This is a genomic window from Pedobacter sp. NO84, from assembly GCF_059703915.1.
The window spans coordinates 2,297,860-2,319,196 of sequence record NZ_AP046575.1; the positions used below are offsets into that span (position 1 = coordinate 2,297,860).

Sequence of the window (21,337 nt, forward strand, 5' to 3'; positions counted from 1 at the left end):
AATCCGCGCCTCTAATTAAAGCTTTTTTATTCGACAATGGTTAAAGTTAAATTTTTATACTGCAATAGCATTAATTGTGTATTAAAGTAGCCATACTTTGGATTAAATTCAAATTCGAAAGAATTATGAAGTCCTTTATAGTTTTCTTTGGTGAGGTAATCTAAATAATCTGGACCATGTTTGGTGATTAATTTTGCAAAATAAAAGCCGATATCAAAACCTTTAAAACTATATTCACTGGGTTCGAAATTATACTTTGCTCGGTATCTTTTAATGAAATTAATTACCGACTGATTTTTATAATCAACTCTGTAAGATGTGCTCACTACTGTTTTTAGATCTTGCAATTGATCAACATTATAGTTCTGTTTTGTCCAATTTGGATGCCCAATAAGATTAATGTCATATCCGCCAGTTTTTAGATTCTTTAGTTTAAACAACTTATCGATGCTTGGAGCTACAAAGGGCATGTCGGAAGAACAGATGATTACTACATATTGCTTTACTTTAATCATCCTGGTTTCAAAAGCATAGGCTGATGTAAATTCCTGTACCGTAAAAGCAGGGTATTTTTGCTGAAAACGGTCCTTTATCGGAATAGCAAACTGATCGTCTGCAGTTTTTTTAGGGTTAATTAATACTACAATAGAATTGGCACTTTGGTAATGATGGGCAATATAATCAGCGAGTTTAAACCCATGCTGATCTATATTATTCACAATCGAGATTAACTTAGGGTTATTGAAATCGGTAGGTTTCGATGCGGCCAAAGGCGAAACTATGGGAACATCATTAGTAATCGCAAAATTGGTAATATAATTAACCCCCTCTGGAAAAACAGGGCCAATAATGAGGTTACTTGATTTTAGAGTTTCCTTTTTAAAGAGGGTTACCAACTGACTAACGTCATCACGGGTATCGAATACGTTAATTTTAAAGTTAAGTCCTAAGGCAGCGGCAGAATCCATTCCCAACAGCACACCCTGATAAAAATCAATTGCCATATCTGATTTTTCTATTTGGGCTTTTGTGGCAGTTTTTAAGTTAAGCTGATTAAGCTTAAAGGGAATGAGTAAAGATATAGATGCTTCGGTAAACCGTTTTACAGGTTTTTCAACTTTTGGCTCAATCGGGCTTGTTTTAACGGGGATAGTTGTGGTTACTATTTTGGGAGAGCAGCTTAACAACAGCGCCATTGAGGTTAACAGTAATATACCTTTGCATTTTTTCATAACTAAATCTATCCTTCTACAACTCCAACCTACGGAATACAAATTACCCCAAATTAAATCTAACTCTCAATTCTATACTCCCAACTCCTAACTCACACCCAGCCTATTCCCATTCAATGGTTGCGGGGGGTTTTGAACTAATGTCGTAAACAACTCTATTTATTCCTTTTACCTTGTTGATAATTTCATTAGAGATCTTTGCGAGTACCTGATAAGGTAAATGGCACCAATCGGCAGTCATCCCATCAACAGACTCTACAGCTCTTAAACAAATAACATTCTCATAAGTTCTTTCATCCCCCATAACACCAACAGATTGTACGGGAAGAAAAATAGCGCCAGCTTGCCATACTTTATCATATAGGCCTGCTTCTTTTAGGTTATTGATATAAATAGCATCGGCTTCTTGCAAAATCGCAACTTTTTCGGCGGTTACATCACCTAAAATACGGATGGCCAAACCTGGGCCGGGAAAAGGGTGGCGGCCTAAAATAAAGCTTTCGATCCCTAAAGTTCTTCCCACTCTCCTCACTTCATCCTTAAACAGTGTATTTAAGGGCTCAACTACTTTCAATTTCATAAAATCGGGCAGTCCCCCAACATTATGGTGAGATTTGATGGTAGCCGATGGTCCTTTCACAGAAACAGATTCGATAATATCAGGATAAATGGTGCCTTGGGCTAGCCAAACCACATCTTTTACCTCGTGGGCAGCATCATCAAACACTTCTATGAAAACTCTACCGATCGCCTTACGTTTTAGTTCTGGGTCTTTAACATCTTTAAGCTGACTTAAAAAACGGTCTTTTGCATCAATTCCTTTGATATTTAGACCCATATGTTTATACTGCTCCAGTACACTTTCGTATTCATCTTTTCGCAATAAGCCGTTATCTACAAAAATGCAGTGCAGATTTTTACCAATCGCTTTGTGGAGCAAGATAGCAGCTACGCTGGAATCAACTCCTCCCGAAAGGCCTAACACCACTTTATCATTGCCTAATTTTTCTCTGAGGGATGAGATCGTTGTTTCAACAAAAGCATCTGCTGTCCAATCTTGTACACATCCACAAATATCTACCAAGAAATTTTCCAATAAAATTTTACCGTCGGTAGTATGCGTTACTTCGGGATGGAACTGAATGGCATAGGTATTGGTATCTTTTATTTGGTATCCTGCTACTTTTACTTCGGCAGTACTTGCTATAATTTCGAAATTTGTTGGCACCTCTTTGATGCTATCCCCATGGCTCATCCATACCTGAGAATCGATATTGATTCCTTTAAACAATTTGTTGGCCTGATTTACAAAATTAAGATTTGCTCTACCATATTCTCTGGTTGATGATGCCTGTACATCACCGCCCTGTTGTTGTGCAATAAATTGTGCGCCATAACACACCGCTAATAAAGGATAGGATTTAAATAATTCCAGATCAATAAAAGGCGCATCTTCCTGACGAACGGAATATGGACTTCCAGACAAAATAATTCCTTTAACGGTAGAATCTAAGGCAGGAATATGATTAAATGGGTGGATTTCGCAGTAAACATTAAGTTCGCGAACACGACGTGCAATAAGCTGTGTAAACTGAGAACCAAAATCGAGAATGATGATTTTTTCTAGCATGGGCAAAGATAGCTTTTTAAGCTGAAAGATTGAGGGATGGAAGATGGAAAAAGTAAGATGAAAGATGGATAGGCCAACATTTGCCTTTCACATCTTACCTTATTTTACAATCGGCAGCGAAAAATAAAAGCTTGTTCCTTTCGGTTCATTGAATTCGAACCAAATTTCGCCATGGTGGGCGTTGATAATTTGCTTGGAGATCGCTAATCCTAACCCATACGACTTCTCGCCTTTCGTACCGTCTCGTTTAGACGTTGTAAACATTTGAAAAATACTATCTTTAAGTTTAGCGGGGATTCCTATACCTTGATCTGCAACTGCAACTTGCGCCCGTTGGTTAACCATAGTTACTGTAACCTTAATAGTGGTGTGCTCGTGACTAAACTTTATAGAATTACTAATGAGATTACTTACAACTCTCAAGATTTTTTCTGGGTTCCCTTTCACTAAAATCAAACCCCCTTCAGCGCTAAACAATAGCTCTTGTTGCTTTTCCTGTGCTTTAAACTTAAGGAGTTCGATAGCATTTGCCACTAGACTAACGAGGTCGATCGTGATTTCCTTATCTACAACATTAAGTTTGTTATTTGATTCTGAGGCCTCAATTAACTCGTTGATCAAAGCAAGGGCATTTAAGCAGGTATCTTTAATGAGCTGATGTTGATGCCTCGCTTCTTCATTCGTATCTTCCTCGATCATCAATCCTACCAAAGAAGAGATCCCTCCAATTGGGTTCCGCAAATCGTGGGCAACGGCACGTAATAGGCTATCTTTCTCTTTATCGCTGCTTTCTAAATGTACTAATGTTTCTTCTAACTGCAGTTTTTGCAGGTTAATTTGATCATTCAACTGGGTTAAAAGTTTAACATTCTTTTTTGATCTTTTCCAAAAGAAATAAATCATCGAAATTAAGGCAATTGCCATAAAAGAGAACAGAATTGTAGCGTAGAGATACATCTTTTGAATGTGTTTCTCGCGTTTTAAATAATCGATCTCACTCTGACTGTCGAGATTCCTAAACCTCTCATTGATATCTGTAGCCTTGATTTTAGTGAGTTGTTTTTGCGCAGAATCGGTCATCGCCGTATACAATAACAAATGTTGATAGGCTTTTGCCTTATCGCCTGTTTTTTCTAAGTACCGGGCATACAGGAAGTGGTATGCGGTTTTAGCTTCTGATGAATTAAGCTTATCAATGCTATTTTTAAGGGCTAAGAGAACTTTGTAAGCATTAGTTAAATCATTTAATTCTAAATATAATTTAACCAGCTTTGCCTGAGTAAGTGCAGCGTCGTTATTTTCATATCCAGGTTTAACATTAATGTCAATGCTTTTCTTTAGGAATTCTTCGGCGGCGGCATAGGACTTCTTTATCACATATTCGCCACCAATATTTCCAAATACCACCCCTCTTGCTACTTCGAACATTGGTTTTTTCTGGGCAATGGTATCATTTGCATTAATATATTGGAGGGCTTTGTTATACATAAACAGGGCACTATCTGTTTGACCCAGGTTCGAATAACACAAGGCTTGGTTATTTAAAAGTTCCTGTCTTCTAAAAATAATAACGAAATCTTGCTTACAATCTGCTGAGGCTTCAAATGCTTGGTTAAAAAAATAATTAGCATTGGCATATTTACCTTGTCTGTAGAGCACCATCCCAATGCGATAACTGTAATCGCTGCTGGTACAGTTATCTTTTTTGTAAGACATGAGTTGCTTTGCATGATGATAATTGTCGAAGGATTCTTCATACTTTCCCAATGCAAACAAGACATCTCCTTTTGAATAATACCCTTGAGCTAGTTCACTAGAATAGATTAAGGGGTCTGAAGCTTCCATTACCGAAATCATGCTATCCGCGTAAAGCAATGATTTTGATAAGTCGATCTTCTTTATGTAATAATAGCCGCATAACTGACTATAAATTTTGAATTTAGATAGGTTACTGATATCATTACTAGCAAGGAGTTTATTAAGAAAAGCTACAGTAGTATCTGGCTTGTCTTCGGGATTCCAACTAAATGCAGCAACCAACGAGTCGATCTTATTTGATTCCCGAGGCAATTCTACTTTTTGTTTACATGAAAAAAGCGCGAATAATAGCAAAAATACGAGAAAACAGATTGATCTATGTTTCAAGAGGATAACATTAATGATTATGCCGTAAATTAGTGATTACAGGATAGGAAAACAAAAATTAAACCGATTTTATAAAAGCTTCAGTAATCACTCCAAACCGCTTTAAAAAATCAACGCCTTCATCACTTGCTAGGCCTTTATATGCGGCATAAGAATCTCTATAATATACCTTTTTTATACCTGACGACAAGATCAGCCTTGCGCAAGCAATACAAGGGGATAGTGTTGTATATAAAGTAGCCCCTTCTATTTTAGATCCATTCTTGATCGCATATAAAATGGCATTCTCTTCGGCATGTAGGGCCAAAGAGCAACTCCCTTTGCTATCTCTAGCACAACCCGTTTCTGGCCATTCTTCGTCACAGTTGTGGGTACCTGCTGGCGGTCCATTGTAGCCAATAGAAATGATCCTGGTTTCTTTGGTAAGTACTGCTCCTACATGCGCCCTTACGCAGTGCGAACGGGTAGCTAAATCTCCCGCCAAATTCATGAATATTTCGTTAAATGCTTGTTTAGCCATATTTATTAAATCAAAAAGCTTCCCGACTATGCATCGGGAAGCTTTCTTTTCTTTTATTTTTAATGTACAGCAACTTCCATTTCACCCACAAGTACGCCTTGCTTTTTCAAAATCTTTGGTGTGATATAACCATAGAATGCCAGATAGGCAAAGCAAACTACTGGGATAACATACGAAAAGTGGGTATAGGTAATTCCAAAAATACCTTCTGGATTTGTTTTATCAATATCGCAAATTGCACCCTGGATAAGCGGAATAATGCCTCCTCCCAAAATCATCATAATTAAAAAAGAAGAACCCTGGCCCGTATGTTTGCCAAGCCCGGTAATTGCCAAATCGAATATAGCTGGCCACATAATAGAACAGAATAAACCCCCGCTAATGATAAAGTACTGTGCTATTTGCTTATCTGGCATAATTAAACCAAGAATCATCATTAATACACCCGCCATGCCAAAAATCATTAGTGTCTTACCGGCACTTTTACCACCTGCAAAGCTCATTATTATAAAAATCACAATCCAGATTGGGTAGATATAGAATGAAGAAACATCTTTTCCGCTCCACATATTTGCACCTATAATTATTGCAAATGCAATAAAAGGAACAATAACCTTTAGGATATTTAACGTACTTTTTGAAACATTGAATACGTTTAGTCCACCATTCCATCGTCCAATCATTAAACTACCCCAATACAATGATATGAAGGGAGCGATCTGATTTTCGAGCACATTGCCAAATTCGCTGGTATGCAATAATGCTGGAAGATTACTTACAATGGTAACCTCTACACCAACATACACGAAGATGGCAAGCATACCTAATGTTAATTGTGGATATGCTGTAAACCACCAAAAATTAGATTTTTCTTCAACTTTTGCTTCTAATGGTTTAGGATCTTCTAGTTTTGATTTATAGAGGAAAGCTCCAGCTAAAAGAAATGCAACACCTAAAACGATGAAAGGCATCTTTACATCGTCTAACGATAATGTCGTGGAAGCTGCTTCGGTGCCAAACAATGCTAAGCCAACTATAATCGGGCCTATTGTTGTGCCCAATGAATTTAAACCTCCCGCCAGCATTAATCTGTGGGCCCCTGTAGATGGATCGCCCATGGCAATTGCTAGTGGATTAGCCACGATTTGCTGTAAAGAGAAACCTAATCCTACGATAAATAAAGCCGCAAGAAAAAATGGAAATGAAGAATAATTCGCTGCTGGAATAAACAAAAATGCACCGATGGCCGAAATTACTAAACCAAGTGCCAACGCTTTTTTATAGCCTAATTTTTGTAGAATATCACTTTTGAGCGATATCAAGAAGAAAATGATCGATCCAACAAAATAGGCAGCATAAAAGGCCCAAGCAACCAATTGTGATTGTACTTGGGATAAGGTAAATGTCTTTTTGAATACCGGAATAAGGATGTCATTACTCGCAGCTACAAACCCCCAGAAAAAGAATACAATGATCAGAGTGGAGAATTGCGACCAATTGGTTTTTGAAGTGTTTTGTTCCATGTGATGAGGTTATTGGTTAGTTCTAATAAATTTAGTTTGTTAAACATAAATAAAATTTAGGAATGTAAAGTGTAATTTTTACACACCCTACATTTTTTTATAAGCGTTATGTTAACGGCCATTTCGTTTTTTGAAAGGGAAAAAAATCAAACAACTATCAAGAAAAATGGAGACATTTTAGCTTTAAAAATCGCATATTAGCATATATATTATGAAAGACTAATGTTTGAAGCGATATTATTGGGTATTGGTGCTGGGTTAATTTCCTCATTCTTAACTGGTCCTGTTTTTTTCGCTATGATAAAGACCAGTATTGAGCGAGGATTTAAAGCTGGGTTTTCATTGGCGGTAGGCGTAATTATTAGTGATGTTCTTTTAATTGGCCTAGTTCTTTTCGGCAGCCAATTTCTATCTTATCAGGAAAGTTTTGATAAATATGTAGGTATTATAGGCGGCATCTTTTTGTTGGCCGTTGGAATATATTATCTCTTTAGTAAGGTTTCGATCAAATACGATGAAAACAACACCCTAATCAAAGTGAGTAAAAGGGGATTTGTGCTCAAAGGTTTTCTAATGTGCATTTTAACCCCTTCAACCTTGATGTTCTGGGTTATTGTAAGCGGAATTATTTCGGTTAAATTAAACAATAGGCTTGGGGAGCAATTATTCTGCTTTTTTATAGCCATGGCTACACAATTAACCATTGATGGTTTAAAAAGCTATTATTCGAGCAAATTAAGGTATAAAATAAAAGAGGCAACCCTTCGAAGACTGAATAAAGTTGCTGGGGTAATCATTATCCTCTTCGCAGTCTGGCTAATTTATAAGACTTACCATCAATTTTACTAGGCCTTTTAAAAGCGGGACTCTTCGGTGGCCATTGTTTTAGCGCTGTGGAAAATAGCTATAAGTGAGCAAGATTAGCTTCGATTTTTCTTAACTATGGGATGGCAAATCGTCTGTGGTTGAAAAAATTGATCACATTAACTGACGCCTAGGATCCAAAACAAAAAAGCCCGACAAATTCCTTTATCGAACTTTAGTTCTTGATTTACGCTGGCGATGAAGTCTTGCAATCGCCCCTGTTAATCATAGTCTGTTTAAAAAATTACGGATGACAAGTATAGAAACATTGCGTTGGGCCAAAAACGCATCCGAAAAATATTCCGTTGCAGAAACATCGGTCCATTCCTGCCGGACAGCTTTCGCCTGGATTTTCTCCCTCGCCACCACCCTTAATTTTCTTTAGTTCTTCTCTGCTTAAAACTTGAGGTTTACCATTTACCTTGCTTAATTTTAACATTTGCCTATAGATTAATGATTGGTTAGTGTTTTTTTACAACGTAAAAACATAAAACGATTGCTAACTAGCTGTTAACAACAATATGAAAATACGATTTTGTTTCAAGAAAAAAAAAATTTAAGTTAATGAATTATGCCGCCTTCCGTTGCCACTTGAAATGGTGCCATTATACAGATGCACGGCCTTACCTAGTAAGCACGCTGATTATTCCCTTCTTTCCAGTTTACAAAAGCTTTATTTACGACTCTATTACCACCGGGAGTTGGATAGTTTCCAGAGAAATACCAATCGCCCCTATGATCTGGGCAGGCTAAATGCAGATTATCTAAAGTTTGATAAATTACCTCTACTTCGGCAACTGTACCGGCGGGAGTAATAATTTTGGCAATCTGGTCTGAAATCTCCTGCTGCTTAAAGGGGCGATATATTTCTTTAACGTGGTTAATGATCTGCTCTTTTGGCAATAACAATGATGCTTTGCATTTTCGGTAAACATCTTCGATTATCTGATCCATTCCTCTTTGTTTTAGGAGTTGAATAGCGGCATCGAAAGCAACAAATTGTCCCATTTTAGACATATCAATCCCATAGCAATCTGGATAACGAATTTGCGGTGCTGAAGATACAATGATGATTTTTTTAGGGTGTAGTCTATCGATGATTTTGATAATGCTTTGTTTCAGGGTTGTTCCCCTAACAATCGAATCATCTACCGCAATCAAGGTGTCCTCATGGTTTTTGATTACTCCGTATGTGGTATCATAAACGTGGGCAACCATTTCGCCCCTATCTGCATCTTGCGTAATAAAGGTACGCAGCTTTACATCTTTTATAGCCAGCTTCTCTACGCGAGGTGCCATTGAGAGTAGTTCGTTAAGTTGCTGGTCGCTAAGTTTTTCTTTGCTGCCAATCAGGGCCTCTTTTTGAACTTCGCGTACATGCTCATGCAAACCTTCTACCATTCCGTAGAAAGAAACTTCGGCGGTATTGGGTATAAAAGAGAAAACGGTATTTTTTAAGTCTTTATTTACCGCATTTAAAACCTGTGGAATTAAAAGGTGACCTAACTTTTTACGTTCTTTATAAATATCAGCATCGCTACCTCTAGAAAAATAGATCCTTTCGAAAGAACATGCTCTTTTTTCTTCTGGTTCCCTAAACATTTCCTGGGTTACCGTGCCGTCTTTTTTAACAATTAGTGCGTAACCTGGCTCGATTTCTTTTACCTGCTTAATCTGTACGTTAAAGGCGGTTTGAATGGCTGGGCGTTCTGAAGCAGCAACTACAACCTCATCATCTGCATAATAGAATGCAGGTCTTATTCCTGATGGATCCCGTAATACAAAGGCATCTCCATTTCCTACAATCCCGGATATGGTATAACCTCCGTCCCAATCTTTCGCAGAGCGACGAAGGATATTGGTCATGTTCAGGTTATCAGAAATTTTATGGGTAATATCAACGTTATTTAAACCGTCTTTTTTATACGCGTTAAACAGTTCTTGGTTTTCGTCATCTAAAAAGTGTCCAATTTTTTCGAGTACCGTAACCGTATCGGCTTTCTCTTTGGGGTGCTGCCCCAATTCATAGAGCTGAGCTAACAATTCGTCAACGTTGGTCATGTTAAAATTACCTGCGATAACCAAATTTCTCGTCATCCAGTTATTTTGGCGCAAGAAAGGGTGGCAACTTTCAATACTGTTTTTTCCGTGGGTACCATATCGCAAATGACCTAAGAGTACTTCTCCCAAAAAGCTCACGTTTTGTTTAAGGTATTCAGTATCTTTCATCAGTTCTGGCGTTTCATTCTGGATATCTACAAACTTACTTTGTACGTATCCAAAAATGTCGGCCACTGCATTTTGCGCCATCGACCTGTAGCGACTGATATATCGGCTACCGGGTTTCATGTCTAATTTAATGGTTGCAATTCCAGCTCCATCCTGTCCGCGGTTATGTTGTTTTTCCATCAACAAATACAATTTGTTGAGGCCATAAAGTGCAGTACCGTATTTTTCTTGGTAGTATGAGAGAGGTTTTAACAGGCGGATAAAGGCTATCCCGCATTCGTGCTTGATCTGATCACTCATGTTTGATGATTGAGCTGCAAATTTACCCTTTTAAAATTTTAAAACCTAACAAGAAATCCTTCTGTTTCCCACAATAAAGTAAATTAACTGTCAATTATTAACAACAAAATGTACCGGCTTGGCCGCTAAGCAGTTGGGGGATTGGATGCAACTAGTGGAGATAATAAATCCGGTCAGAAATTACTTTACACTAACTTTTTTAGATTGAATCTTTTCCCCTAAAAACACTGAGGCATGGGCATCAAATGTTGAAGCATCGCCTGATGTATAAAAAGTTTGTTTAGCTTTTTTGGCCAGTTTACTTTCGATCTCTGGATGGCGTTGTAAATAGGATACTAAACTAGTTGCAACAATTTCGCCCTGTGTAAGGAGTTGAATATTAGTAGGAAGGTAGGCTTCTATCTTTGGGATCAATAGAGGATAATGGGTGCAGGCCAATAATATACAATCTACATCCGCTGATTGTTGCATTAACCCGTCTAGGTATTTAATCACAAAAAAATCAGCTCCTTCGCTAAGGTACTCGCCGTTTTCGATTAGTGGCACCCACATGGGGCAGCTTTGTTGATGCACTTTTAATGTTGGAAAAAAGTGATTGATCTCTATGGGATAGGAACCCGAATTAACGGTGCCCCGAGTTCCCATCACACCAATGTGTTGTGTTGTGGTAAAATTTCCTATCACCTCGGCTGTGGGCCTAATTACTCCAAGAACGCGGTGGTTTGGGTATTTTTTCGGAAGATCCAGTTGTTGGATGTTGCGCAATGCCTTTGCAGAAGCGGTGTTACAAGCTAATATTACCAGTTCGCAACCCTGTGCAAACAACCATTCTACGCATTCTAAAGTAAACTGATAAACTGTTTCGAAAGAATGATCGCCATAGGGCGAACGATCATTATCGCCAAGGTAAATATAATTGTACTGCGGTAATTTTTGGGCAATGGATTTAAATACGGTTAAGCCACCGAAACCCGAATCGAATACACCTATTGATAAAGAACTATTCATGTGTTATTTGAAAGCTGGAAGGTTAAAAAGTTGAAGGGGTGCTAAGGTTATGCTCCCCAAACATTTTTCCATAGGGATGCCTTTGGCACAACCTTACAATATTACAACATTAAAGCTACTAAATAAAAAAGCGGAATTGAGCTTATAACTCAATTCCGCAAGATATCTTAAAATGTGATTACACAGATGAAGACGATTCACCGATTTTTACTGTTTAGGTTTAGTACCTGCTGGTGTTTTAGCTGGTGCCGCTGCTGTTCCAGTAATTCCTAGTTTAGATTTAACTGCAGAAGTAATATCTTCTCCACCATCAAAATAAACCAAGCTGTTGAAACCTTGAGAAACCGACACATCAAATACATAGGCCAAGCCTTTTTCTTTGGCAACTGCCTGCATAGCGTTAGCTAATTTGGTGTTGATTGGCGGAAATAATCTCCCTTGTTCATCTTGGACATCTTTGGTTGCTTTGGTACGGGCATCCTCAATTCTTTTACCAAGGTCTTGCAATTCATTTTGCGCAACCAATAACTCTTTATCAATCACTTCTTGGTTTGCTACACTTCTTGTTCTCTCTTTATCTTGAGCAGCTTTCAGTTTTGCTTGATATTCTGTAATCATTTTATCAATCTCGGCCTGTTTGGTTTTAGCCAAGTTTTCTAAGGTAGTTTGTGCAGTTTTAGCTTCCGGCATACTTGCATAAATTTCATCAGAGTTTAGGTGACCTAATTTCTGTTGTGCGCTTGCAACGTTTGCAGTAAGCAATAATCCGGCTGCAATAAAAAATACGTTAATTAACTTTCTCATTTTTCTATTTACTTAATATTTGTTTTATAATTGATTTGTGTGTTTTTCTATTTTACCAGTGTGCCTGGCTTGTATCCTAATCTAACGATTACATCATTACTGATATCGTAATTGGCACTGGCATAAATCATCATGGTTGATTCGCTACTTTTATCAAAAACAAAATCAATGAATTTGTTTTTTGCAGTTTCGGCAACCACGGTGGCTACTTTATCCTGAATAGGTTTTATCAACTTAACCCTTATTTGAAACAGCTCTCCTTCAGGGCCAAATTTTTGTCTTTGAAGCTCTTTTGCTCTTTTTTCTTTTTCGATGATTTCATTTTCTTTTCTTTTCCGCATATCATCAGTTAACAATACCTGATTATCCTGATAGGCTTTATACATTTTGTCTATCTCGGCATAACTATCATCTATTTGCTTTTGGTACTGCGTAGATAATCCCTCAATTTGATTTTGCGCTGATTTATAATCTGGTAGATGTTTAAGGATATATTCTGTATCTACGTACGCAAATTTTTGTGCTGAAGCTCCAAATCCCATGAAGAGCAAAAGACTGGCAATTATTATTTTTTTCATTGGTATTATTTTAAGAGTTTTTACTAGTTAAATCCTCCAAGTTGTTGGGCAATGCTAAAATGGAACTGACCTTTATTTGCATCTGGAATACCTGGGATTTTATCAAATCCATATCCATAATCAATACCAAGCAGACCAAAAATTGGTAAAAATATTTTTGCTCCTACTCCAACAGAACGCCTAATATTAAATGGATTAAAATCGCTAAACTTGTTCCAAGTATTACCACCCTCAGCAAAAACTGTCATAAACGCTGTTGCTTGCTGCGAAGCAATAACAGGGTATCTTAATTCCATCACGTATTTACTAAAGATAGGGCTACCTGAGCTTTGTGCAATGGTTGCGTTAGCTCCTACAGGGATAACCGAGTTATTTGAATATCCACGCATTGCGATCAATTCAGATCCTTGCAAGAAATCAAAGCCCTGCATACCATCGCCACCCAATTTGAAACGTTCAAATGCCGACTCGCCAACAGCTTTGTTGTATGAGCCTAAGAAACCAAATTGCGCCTGACCTTTAAACACTAATTTACCAACTACAGTTTCAAACCATTGAGCCTCAAATTTCTCTTTGTGGTATTCGGTAAATTTATAACGTTGTTTATCAGATGCTATTGCATAGTTCACATTATTTAGCAATGAGTAAGGTGGAGTAGCCTGAATGGTAAGCTTAATATACGAACCTCCGGTTGGGAAAATCTGACTTCCAGATCTCGAATCGCGGGAAAGTTCTTGCGTTAAGTTCAGGTTGTAAGAAGTACCTGTACTAAACAAATAGCCCGGGTAGTTATTTAAGATATATTGGTTTAAGTTAACAGCGTGTGATAGGGCGAAAAAGTTGTCTGGGAAATTTAATCTTCTTCCTAAGCTTACAGAGATACCGTTTAACCGAATTTTTTGAAAAGTAGTTTCTCCTTCCGCCAAACCATTTGATTGTAAGGAAGTAAAGGCACTCAATCCAAAACTCACAGGTTTTTTTCCTCCAAACCATGGTTCAGAGAAAGAGAAGCTGTATGATTGATAATATTTACCATTGGTTTGACCACGTAGGCTTAATTTTTGTCCATCGCCTTTTGGCAGTGGCTTATAGGCTTCGCCTTTAAATAGGTTTCTTAATGAGAAATTATTAAATGTTAAACCTAAAGTACCAATTACACGGCCGCCACCAAAACCTCCAGATAATTCGATCTGATCAGATGGTTTTTCTTCTACATGGTAAACAATATCTACCGTACCATCTGGATTTGGCCTAGGAACAGGATTGGTTTTAGCTTCGTCGAAGTTACCCAATGCTCCAATCTCACGTACACTTCTTACTAACAGTTCTTTGTTAAATTTCTCTCCCGGCTTGGTACGAATTTCTCTTAAAACTACCCTGTCATTTGTTATGGTATTACCTTCAACTGTTATTTTGTTGTTTACGTATTGTGGGCCTTCATAAATACGCATTTCTACATCGACAGTATCTTTGTATATTCTCGTTTGCACCGGGTCGATATTAAAAGTTAAATAACCATCGTTTAGATAAACACTAGAAACATCATCGCTATTGGCACTTCCACGCAATTTCTTCTCTAATTTTTCTTCACTAAACACTTCTCCTTTTTCGATACCAAATACCTTTTCTAGATAATCAGTGGTGTATTTTGCATTTCCTATCCAGGTAATGTTTCCAAAATAATATTTCGGGCCTTCGTTTAGATCTATTTTAATGCTAACCGATTTATTATTATACTTATAAATACTATCTTTTAGAATAGCCGCATCCCTGTACCCTTTTTCCTGCATCTTGGCTATCATTTTTATTTTATCCTCTTCGTATTTCTCTTTGTTAAATTTACCACTACCAAAGATTTTATAAAACGCCTGTTGTTTTGTCTTTTTAAGATACTTTCTCAGTTTTGCAGATTTGAAGTCAGAATTTCCGGTAAAATCAATATTATGAACCTTTACACGTTTTCCTTTATTGATAAGTACTTGCAAAACCACACTGTTTTCCTGATTGGGATCAGGTTTAGATTTAAAATCTATAGTCGTATAAAAATACCCTTTGTCTAACAGGTATTTATTGATGATAGATTTTGTGGTATTGTACAAGTTGTCGTTAATGATGGTCTTACCGGCTTTATCAGCGAGCTTCTCATTCAGGTCTGTTTTTTGGGATTTAGACACACCGATCAGTTCAAATGAGGTTAACCGCGGACGTTCTACAACTTCGATATCAAAATAAACAGTATCGATACTCATTTTAGTAACCGATAGCTTAATATCATCAAATAAACCTTGGATCCACAAGTTCTTGATCGCATTAGTGGTGGCTTCCCCCGGTAATATTACAGTTTCGCCGGGAATAAGCTTTGAAAGTTTAATAATTACATCGTTATCCAAATATTTTGCACCAGTTAGTGTGGTACCGCCAATTACATATTCTTTCGGACTAAAATAGTCGAGGTTTAGGCCATTAACTTTTAATGTTTGTGCTGCCGGAGCAGGTTGTGTACGGATCTGAGCAATTGATGGCAAGCCGATCAACAACAAAAATATGAGTTGGTATATTCTTTTCATTTAAATCTAAAAAACGTTGCTAAGTTAATTTAAACACATGTTAAAAAGTGTTAAAAGTAAAATTAGTTCAATTGTTCGCTAATTTTTCCGAAGCGTCGTTCGCGTTTCTGGTAATCTACAATAGCCTCAAAAAGATGTTCTCTTCTAAAGTCTGGCCATAGGGTTTCGGTAAAATATAATTCTGTGTAAGCCATCTGCCATAGCAAGAAATTACTGATCCTATGTTCACCGCTGGTGCGGATCATTAATTCGGGATCTGGAATACTTGTTGTGGTTAATTGGGCTGCAAATAATTCTTCGTTAACTTGTTCTGAGGTTAGTTTTTGTTCTTCGGCAAGCTTTACCAATTTCTTAGCTGCTGCAACGATCTCCCATTTTGCACTATAACTTAATGCCAAGGTTAAGGTACACCTAGAATTTTTATTGGTGATTTCCATTACGTTCGCTAAATCATCAATGCATTTTTGGGGCAATGAATTCAGGTCGCCAATGGCATTTAACTTCACGTTATTTTTATTAAGCGTTTCGGCCTCCTGGTTAATAGTAGAAATCAACAGCTCCATTAATGCATTTACTTCCTCAATGGGACGATTCCAGTTTTCGGTAGAAAAAGCATATACGGTTAAGTATTTAACTCCTATATCTACACAACCTTCTACAATGTCTTTTACAGAAAGCACTCCACTTTCGTGGCCAAACACCCGGAATTTACCTTGATTTTTTGCCCATCTTCCATTACCATCCATAATAATAGCGATGTGTTCTGGCAATCGATTGATATCTATTTGTTCTTTAAATCCCATTTCTGCTTTATAGTGCCCTAAAAAGAAAAACATTTTTGGCTCACAAAGGTATAAGATATCCCTATACCTACAAACATGTAATTATCTCTTTTTCTAAAATCACCTCGTTGTGTACCAGGATCACCTAAATAAACTCCAGTTATTTCTCCAGATCTATCACTTAATGCCCTACTTAGTGTTGCATTACTACTGTTAGCAAATGCTGAAGGATCTGCATAGACACCGCTAACATCATCTACATAATCTGTTAATGGTGTTCGGTAGCCAATCTCAGAGAAAAAGGTGAGGTTTTCCTTCAATCTATATCTCAATCCTACCCCATAGGGGAAAGTAGGTGCATATCCCTTATATGGTTTTGCTTGACCTTCTGTGGTTAAACGCTGTAATTCGAGCTCATTTCCATTATAGATCGTTTTAGGGTTAAATATCAACAAACCAAATCCTGTAAAGATATAGGGGGTTATACGGCCTTTGCGACTATAAGACATGAGATCAAACAAATTAAAATCTACCAATACACTAAATTCATTTAACGTGGTAGAAAAACTAAGATTACGATCGTTATACTGAAGATTTTTTGATTTAGCATCATCGGCTTTGATCTTTCCATAGTTGTAATGAAATCCAAGTCCCCAATGTGGATTGAAATTAAGCTTGGCAAAAGCACCTCCTGCTATTCCGCTAATTTTTACGGGGTTATATGGGTTAAGGTCTCCAAGATATGACGATCCTCCCAACCTTGCCCCCAATTCTACTTGTTGGGCAAAGAGCATGGTGCATGGAGTAAAGACCAAACAGCAAAGCGGGAGGAGCAAGGAGAAAATAAATCTAGTTGGCCGCATTATTAGTAATTACGGGTGTCTATGCCCCAAAGTAATTTATTTCTTAACGTGGTTAAATAGCTTTCATTGTTAAGTCTAACTAAATTTACGTTAAATTTAGCTTTGCTAATAGTAATTTTAACCGAGCGATCTACGGTTTCTGTTCGCGAATCGCATGAAAGCAAGAATTTTGTACTTCTTGCTTCTATTTCAAAAGCCAACTCCACATCATCTGGAACAATAATAGGTCGTACATTTAGATTATGTGGCGCGATTGGGGTAATAACGAAGTTTTGCGCATTGGGTAGGATAATCGGACCACCGCAGCTTAAAGAATACGCGGTAGACCCAGTTGGTGTAGCAATGATTAACCCATCAGCCCAATAGGAATTTACAAATTCACCGTTCATATAGGCATGAATGATCATCATCGCCGAATTATCCCTACGATGAATAGTAATATCATTTAAAGCAAAATTTTCACCCTTAAATAGATCATTCTTGGATTCAAGATTTAGGATCCCTCTTTTATCCAGGGTATAATCTCCATTTACCATCGCATTAATTGCCGTATCTATCTCATTTTTATTGATACTGGCCAGAAAGCCTAAACGGCCAAAATTGATACCTATAATAGGGATTTGCGAATCTTTTACCAAGGATAAGGTATCCAGTAAGGTACCGTCGCCACCAAGGCTGAGGAGCACATCGGCATGGTTTAATAAATCGGAATGAGTGGTAAAAGTGGAAGTATTTTTAGGTAACCTTATTTTTTCCTTAATAAAGTTGTTGAACTTATCAAATACAACGACCTCAATTTTATATAAGGCGAGGGCATTAAATACCTGCTGCACAAATGGCAGAACGCTATCATTAAACTCTCTACCGTAAATTGCTATTCTCATGCAGGATTAAACGTTTAAATAGTTCATAAAAGAATTGAATCTATCTGCTGAGCCATCATCGTTTTGCGTATTGTTAAAAACCGCTTTCACTTCATAATTATAGCGTTCGAAAGAAGCGATAATGCCCGATAATTCGGTTTTATTTATTTTAAGCGTAACTTCCAATTTTGTTGAATCAGGAAAAGAGCTTACATAGGATGATAAAATCTGTGCATTATCTGCCTCAACTATCTGTGCCATATGCGCCAAAGAATTGTTTCTACTAGTGATGGAAAGCACCACAATCCCCCCCGGTTCTTTAACCGCATAGGTTTCGGCAGTATATTCCAATAGGCTATTGATAGAAACCACGCCTAAATAATTTTTATTAACATCAAGTACGGGAACTAAAGAGAGCTGTAGTTGATTAAACAACCTAACTACGTCATAAATATGCGCATCTTCGAACACAAATGGGTTTAAAATAGATAAAGACAAGCTTCCAATTGGTGCCTGTTGATCTCTTATCTCTATAAGTTCATCCTCAGCTACCAAACCTAGAAATTGCGATTCGTTAACGATGGGTAGATGATATAGTTTAAACTCACTCATCCTTTCTAAAGCCTTCTGAACGGTATCTGAAGTTTTTAGAGGGGGTATAACATTTGATATGAGTGTAGCTGCTAGCATTATTTGAGCAAGATTCGATTTAAAAATTTATCTAAATATTCATTAAAGACTTCGGGTCTTTCCATCATGGGGGCATGTCCACACTCATCTACCCAATTTAACTCAGAATTGGGCAACAGTTCATGAAATTCAACTGCTACTTCTGGAGGGGTAATTTTATCCTGCCTGCCCCATATCAACGATACCGGGATGGTTATTCTCGATAATTCTTTAGACATGTTATGGCGAATAGCCGATTTGGCTAATGCTAAAATCCGAATTACCCTAGAGCGATCGTTGATAGACTTAAACACCTCATCAACAAGTTCTTTGGTTGCGGTTTTAGGGTCAAAAAAAGTAAATTCTACCTTTTCACGAACATAATCATAGCTTTCTCTTCTGGGGAAAGATCCCCCAAAAGCATTTTCGTAAAGGCCCGAACTGCCAGTTAACACCAATGCTTTTACAAATTCCTGATGAGCTGCTGTAAATACCAGACCAACATGCCCTCCCAAAGAGTTACCGATTAAAACAACCTGGTTTAATTTTTTAAATTTCAGAAAGCGATGAACATATTTGGAGAGACTTTTAACTCCTAAGGTAAGGAGCGGCAAATCATAGATTGGCAAAATTGGTACAATAACGCGATAATTTTGCTTAAAATGATCTATTGCAGGACCCCAATTACTCAGTTCCCCCATCAGCCCATGAAGTAATACCAGCGGTTCACCCTCGCCAGCTTCAATGTATCTAAACCCATCATCTTCTATCACTTCGTATTCCATATATTATTAGTGCTGTTTTGGTATGTGCTACTAAGTTAATAGAGTAAAATTAAATTATGGCAAATTATGAGATATTTTTTAGAAAAAGGAGGTCATATCATGTAAAAGGTAAAATGGAAGATGGAAAATGGAGTGTTCCATGCCCATGTTCCATCTTACGTTTCCCATCAGGTCATATCATGTAAAAGGTAAAATGGAAGATGGAAAATGGAGTGTTCCATGCCCATGTTCCATCTTACATCTCCCCTGAGGTCATATCATGTAAAAGGTAAGATGGAAGATGGAAAATGGAGTGTTCCATGCCCATGTTCCATCTTACATCTCCCATGAGGTCATATCATGTAAAAGGTAAAATGGAAGATGGAAAATGGAGTGTTCCATGCCCATCTTCCGTCTTACATCTCCCATGAGGTCATATCATGTAAAAGGTAAAATGGAAGATGTAAGATGAAAACTGGAGTGTTCCATGCCCATCTTCCATCTTACATCTTATCCCAACTGCGCTTTTACAATTTCCCCAATCAATTTCCCATCGGCCTTGCCCGCTAATTCTTTATTGGCTACGCCCATAACTTTACCCATTTCTTTAATGGATGTTGCGCCAGATTCGGCAATAATTTTGGCAATAACTTTTTCGATGTCAGCTTTTTCCAATTGCTTTGGCAAAAATGCACTAATTACATCTATTTCTTCCTGTTCTACTTGGAACAGATCATCTCTCCCCTGTTCCTTATATATAGTTGCAGATTCTTTTCGCTGCTTAACCAGTTTCTGTAGAATTTTCATCTCCGCATCTTCGGTTAATTCTTCAGCCTGTCCTTTTTCGGTTTTGGCTAATAATAAAGCTGCTTTTATCGCCCTTAATCCACGTAATTTAGCTTGATCTTTAGCTAACATGGCTTGTTTTATTTCTTGATCTATGGTTAGTGATATCATGACTTAGGTTTTATTTGTAATCGAATTCTTCTTAATTGTTAGATTGTTCTATTGTTGTATTGCTAACCACCACCCCAATCAATCTTGATTGTTGCTTTGTTATATTGTCGAATTACTAGTCCACTATGCCAACAATTTAGCAATAAAACAATAATTAATTCCTTTGCTTGCCTACTGACTATACCAACAATATATACATATAACAATTTAACATTAGTTTAATTTCTCTTCACCATCGTTGCCGTAGCCTGCGCAGTGGGCATAATGAGCATATCGTTTATGTTTACATGTGGCGGGCGGCTTACCGCGAACCAAATGGCCTCGGCAATATCCTGGGCAATTAATGGTTCAAATCCGTCGTATACTTTTTTTGCCCTAGCCTCATCTCCCTTAAAACGAACAATAGAAAACTCGGTTTCAACCATTCCGGGGTGTATTGCTGTAACTTTAATTCCGTGGGGCAAAAGATCTATCCGCATGCCCTTATTTAAGGCATCAACAGCATGTTTAGTAGCACAATAAACAGTTCCATTACCATAAACTTCTTTTCCCGCAATGGACCCAATGTTGATGATATGTCCCTTCTTTTGTCCGACCATCCAATTGGAAACAATTTTGCTAACATAGAGCAAGCCTTTAACGTTCGTATCGATCATGGTGTCCCAATCGTCGGTATTTCCTTTATCAATTGGTTCTAACCCTTGGCTCAAGCCTGCATTATTAATTAAAACATCCACATTTTTCCAATGTGAAGGAAGGGTTTCTAGCACGTAGCTTATATTTTCTTTATCCCGAACATCTGCCTGGATCTTTTTAACCTCAATGGCATATTTATCCGCTAAATGATGGGCGATTTTTTCTAGGCGGTCTTCCCTCCTTCCCACCAAAATAAGGTGGTAGCCTTGTTGGGCCAAGAGATGTGCGCAAGCCTCGCCAATGCCCGAGCTTGCACCGGTAATTAATGCAATTTTTGCCATGTGTAAGTAAATTGTGCCAAAGGCATTCCTTTGGGGAAATGTTTAAAGTCTAAATGTTCCAA

General features: G+C 37.6%; 19 protein-coding genes. 1 reads left to right on the plus strand and 18 read right to left on the minus strand.

Going from position 1 to position 21,337, the window contains the following annotated elements; genetic code table 11:
* Positions 1 to 26: 26 nt before the first annotated feature.
* The 5 genes from AC6H0V_RS09885 to AC6H0V_RS09905 form a co-directional block, all read right to left on the minus strand.
* On the minus strand, positions 27 to 1,232 hold the full coding sequence (locus AC6H0V_RS09885) for an ABC transporter substrate-binding protein (protein WP_497560025.1): 1,206 nt from the start codon (positions 1,230 to 1,232) through the stop codon (positions 27 to 29).
* Positions 1,233 to 1,335: 103 nt separating this feature from the next.
* Positions 1,336 to 2,862, minus strand: coding sequence for a glutamine-hydrolyzing GMP synthase (gene guaA / locus AC6H0V_RS09890; RefSeq protein ID WP_497560026.1), 1,527 nt, complete (start codon positions 2,860 to 2,862; stop codon positions 1,336 to 1,338).
* A gap of 99 nt (positions 2,863 to 2,961) precedes the next feature.
* A complete protein-coding gene (locus AC6H0V_RS09895) occupies positions 2,962 to 4,932 on the minus strand; it encodes a tetratricopeptide repeat-containing sensor histidine kinase (protein WP_497560027.1) in 1,971 nt (656 codons plus the stop codon).
* A 133-nt stretch (positions 4,933 to 5,065) separates the two neighbouring features.
* Positions 5,066 to 5,527, minus strand: a complete 462-nt coding sequence (locus tag AC6H0V_RS09900; protein WP_497560028.1) for a deoxycytidylate deaminase — start codon at positions 5,525 to 5,527, stop codon at positions 5,066 to 5,068.
* A 59-nt stretch (positions 5,528 to 5,586) separates the two neighbouring features.
* Positions 5,587 to 7,050: an MFS transporter gene (locus AC6H0V_RS09905; RefSeq protein WP_497560029.1), complete on the minus strand. Its 1,464-nt coding sequence runs from the start codon at positions 7,048 to 7,050 to the stop codon at positions 5,587 to 5,589.
* A 222-nt stretch (positions 7,051 to 7,272) separates the two neighbouring features.
* Between AC6H0V_RS09905 and AC6H0V_RS09910 the strand changes: the two genes are divergently transcribed.
* On the plus strand, positions 7,273 to 7,899 hold the full coding sequence (locus AC6H0V_RS09910) for a LysE family translocator (protein ID WP_497560030.1): 627 nt from the start codon (positions 7,273 to 7,275) through the stop codon (positions 7,897 to 7,899).
* Positions 7,900 to 8,158: 259 nt separating this feature from the next.
* Here the strand turns inward: AC6H0V_RS09910 and AC6H0V_RS09915 are convergent, their stop codons facing one another.
* From AC6H0V_RS09915 to AC6H0V_RS09975, 13 genes are all read right to left on the minus strand, one after another.
* Positions 8,159 to 8,353 carry a hypothetical protein gene (locus AC6H0V_RS09915; protein WP_497560031.1) on the minus strand — a complete coding sequence of 65 codons (195 nt, stop codon included), beginning with the start codon at positions 8,351 to 8,353 and terminating at the stop codon, positions 8,159 to 8,161.
* A 188-nt stretch (positions 8,354 to 8,541) separates the two neighbouring features.
* A complete protein-coding gene (locus AC6H0V_RS09920) occupies positions 8,542 to 10,443 on the minus strand; it encodes an amidophosphoribosyltransferase (RefSeq protein WP_497560032.1) in 1,902 nt (633 codons plus the stop codon).
* Positions 10,444 to 10,623: 180 nt separating this feature from the next.
* A complete protein-coding gene (gene murI / locus AC6H0V_RS09925) occupies positions 10,624 to 11,451 on the minus strand; it encodes a glutamate racemase (protein WP_497560033.1) in 828 nt (275 codons plus the stop codon).
* Between the two features lie 207 nt (positions 11,452 to 11,658).
* On the minus strand, positions 11,659 to 12,255 hold the full coding sequence (locus AC6H0V_RS09930) for an OmpH/Skp family outer membrane protein (protein WP_497560034.1): 597 nt from the start codon (positions 12,253 to 12,255) through the stop codon (positions 11,659 to 11,661).
* A 47-nt stretch (positions 12,256 to 12,302) separates the two neighbouring features.
* Positions 12,303 to 12,833, minus strand: a complete 531-nt coding sequence (locus tag AC6H0V_RS09935; protein ID WP_497560035.1) for an OmpH/Skp family outer membrane protein — start codon at positions 12,831 to 12,833, stop codon at positions 12,303 to 12,305.
* 23 nt (positions 12,834 to 12,856) lie between these two features.
* Positions 12,857 to 15,400 (minus strand): BamA/OMP85 family outer membrane protein, encoded by a 2,544-nt coding sequence (locus AC6H0V_RS09940; protein WP_497560036.1) that lies wholly within the window; start codon positions 15,398 to 15,400, stop codon positions 12,857 to 12,859.
* Positions 15,401 to 15,462: 62 nt separating this feature from the next.
* Positions 15,463 to 16,203 carry an undecaprenyl pyrophosphate synthase gene (gene uppS / locus AC6H0V_RS09945; RefSeq protein ID WP_497563374.1) on the minus strand — a complete coding sequence of 247 codons (741 nt, stop codon included), beginning with the start codon at positions 16,201 to 16,203 and terminating at the stop codon, positions 15,463 to 15,465.
* A gap of 17 nt (positions 16,204 to 16,220) precedes the next feature.
* Complete coding sequence (gene porG, locus AC6H0V_RS09950) at positions 16,221 to 17,045, minus strand: type IX secretion system protein PorG (RefSeq protein ID WP_497560037.1); 825 nt, start codon at positions 17,043 to 17,045, stop codon at positions 16,221 to 16,223.
* 2 nt (positions 17,046 to 17,047) lie between these two features.
* Positions 17,048 to 17,929 (minus strand): NAD kinase, encoded by an 882-nt coding sequence (locus AC6H0V_RS09955; RefSeq protein WP_497560038.1) that lies wholly within the window; start codon positions 17,927 to 17,929, stop codon positions 17,048 to 17,050.
* A gap of 6 nt (positions 17,930 to 17,935) precedes the next feature.
* Positions 17,936 to 18,598, minus strand: a complete 663-nt coding sequence (locus AC6H0V_RS09960) for a CBS domain-containing protein (RefSeq protein ID WP_497560039.1) — start codon at positions 18,596 to 18,598, stop codon at positions 17,936 to 17,938.
* Positions 18,598 to 19,362: an alpha/beta fold hydrolase gene (locus AC6H0V_RS09965; protein WP_497560040.1), complete on the minus strand. Its 765-nt coding sequence runs from the start codon at positions 19,360 to 19,362 to the stop codon at positions 18,598 to 18,600. Before AC6H0V_RS09965 ends, AC6H0V_RS09960 begins: the two co-directional genes overlap by 1 nt.
* 489 nt (positions 19,363 to 19,851) lie before the next feature.
* Positions 19,852 to 20,298 carry a GatB/YqeY domain-containing protein gene (locus tag AC6H0V_RS09970; RefSeq protein WP_497560041.1) on the minus strand — a complete coding sequence of 149 codons (447 nt, stop codon included), beginning with the start codon at positions 20,296 to 20,298 and terminating at the stop codon, positions 19,852 to 19,854.
* A 218-nt stretch (positions 20,299 to 20,516) separates the two neighbouring features.
* Entirely contained in the window at positions 20,517 to 21,275 is a 759-nt protein-coding gene (locus tag AC6H0V_RS09975) for an SDR family NAD(P)-dependent oxidoreductase (protein ID WP_497560042.1), read from the minus strand.
* Between the last annotated feature and the right edge of the window lie 62 nt (positions 21,276 to 21,337).